Annotated in this window: 1 protein-coding gene and 1 pseudogene; both read right to left on the bottom strand. The window is 38.7% G+C overall.

Annotation, left to right across the window (positions count from 1 at the left end; genetic code table 11):
* Positions 1-269, bottom strand: a pseudogene (locus AB0N03_RS52200) (hypothetical protein); the annotation flags it as partial.
* Positions 262-1857: a type I restriction-modification system subunit M gene (locus AB0N03_RS52195; protein ID WP_032398726.1), complete on the bottom strand. Its 1596-nt coding sequence runs from the start codon at positions 1855-1857 to the stop codon at positions 262-264. The gene AB0N03_RS52195 and the pseudogene AB0N03_RS52200, both read right to left, overlap by 8 nt.
* Positions 1858-1943: the final 86 nt, after the last annotated feature.

The raw sequence follows: 1943 nt of genomic DNA, 5'->3' as shown, positions 1-1943 counted from the left end.
CTAGATCCATTTGCAGAAGTGATAAGAATATCCCCATTTTTCACTTTGTCAATTTTAACTGCCTCTTTATTTACAAAGACATCGTCCGATTTAATTAAAAAAGTATCTTCTGCAATATTGGAAGAACGAAGAACCCTAATACCATATTTTTGGACATCGGATGGCTTATATGTTAAGCCCCGTCTTACTTCAGCTAAATTTGAGAACTTACGCTCTTCCCAATCATCCGTAAAACCTTCAAACCTTAATTGTGGACTCTTTTTACTCATCATGCCCACCTCTCAAAAGAAGACGCATCGAATCAATTAAGGCTTGATTCTCTTCACTTTCTGAAAAATCGTCAATCAACGATAAGAGCACTTGCTCTTGTTGAACTAATTCTTCATTGACCTTAAGGAGATTGGTATTTACTGCAACCAAATCAACCGGTTCCTCTTCCTCAAAGGTATCGACATAACGAGGGATATTTAAGTTAAAGTCATTTTCTTGGATCTCATCAAAACTTGCAACATGAGCATATCTTTCAATATCTTCTCGTTTTTTGTAGATAGAAACAATTTTATCAATATGTTCATCCAACAGGACATTTTTATTTTTTTGTTTTTCAAAATCTTGAGAAGCATCGATAAATAAGACATCACGATGAGAGCGGTTTTTCTTCAAAATAATAACCGTTGTCGGAATACTCGTTCCAAAAAAAATATTGGCCGGCAAGCCAATGACCGCATCAATGGCTCCCATTTCTAAAAGGGCTTGACGAATGGTTCCTTCTGCGGCTCCTCTAAAGAGCACGCCATGCGGAAGGACAATTCCCATTGTTCCCGATTCTTTCAAATGGTAAAAACCGTGAAGGAGAAAGGCAAAGTCAGCTTTAGATTTAGGCGCTAATTTTCCAAAACGCTCAAAACGAGGGTCAGAGAGAAACTGATCTGCCGCTGACCATTTTGCAGAATAAGGTGGATTCATGACTACGGAATCAAACTGATAAGGCTCTTCTGAGGGCCAATCGGCATCTAAAGTATCTCCGTTATTCAGGTTCATGCGTTCTTTATCCACCCCATGAAGAATTAAGTTCATACGTGCCAAGTTAAAGGTCGTTGTATTTAACTCTTGTCCATGATAGTGCACTTGATTTGGATTGATGAGATAGCGACGAATATTAAGCATCAAAGAACCTGAACCCATCGCAGGGTCATAGATATGAAAAGGTGCTCGAGATTCTTGGCCGATTGAAGTGATCTCTGACATGATGCGTGAAACAGCTTGTGGGGTATAAAACTCGCCTGCTTTTTTACCCGCACCTTCCGCAAACATCCCAATTAAATACTCATAAGCGTCCCCAATCACATCGCCATTGTGTTCAAATAAGTCAATCTCATCTAAAGCACGCAAGACCTCAGTAATCGTCACATTACGTTGTTGTGCATTTGAGCCTAATTTTGTGGAGTTTAAATCAATATCCGCAAACAATCCACTGAATTCTTCTCCTTGACGTTCCAACTCATTAAAACCTGCTTGTAAGTCGGTCAAGTTAAATTCATAGTTATCAGCTTTGAGGCGGTAGTGATAAAACAATTGATCGGGTTGGATAAAGTAGCCTTGTTTGGGTTGGATATTTTCGATTAAATCGTCTTTGTCTTCTTCGTACCATTCCATGAAGCCTGCATACTGAGTGGAACGTTCTGGGAAGGTATCTGTTTTGCCATTTTCTTGTTCATAAACTTCTCTCAGCTGCGCATCAGACAAGTACTTATAGAAAATTAACCCCAGTAAGTAGTTTTTATACTCACTTGCATCCATCTTCCCACGTAAGATATCCGCAGAAGCCCATAGTTGTTGATTTAAACCTGTCGCCATTATAATTCTTCTTTCCATTTTTGAAGTTGTTCAAAGTTTTGTTGTAGTCGTTCTTCTAAAACTTTTGTTCTTCTTCTGTATTTTTC

It is taken from the genome of Amycolatopsis sp. NPDC051061 (assembly GCF_040682935.1).
Lineage (GTDB): Bacteria > Actinomycetota > Actinomycetes > Mycobacteriales > Pseudonocardiaceae > Amycolatopsis.
The sequence above is the reverse complement of the archived record's forward strand: the minus strand, read 5'-3'. Positions and strand labels throughout refer to the sequence as shown.

Excerpts from the sequence above, each read along its gene's own strand:
- AB0N03_RS52195 (WP_032398726.1), bottom strand. The coding sequence starts at position 1,857 with ATGGCGACAGGTTTAAATCAACAACTATGGGCTTCTGCGGATATCTTA.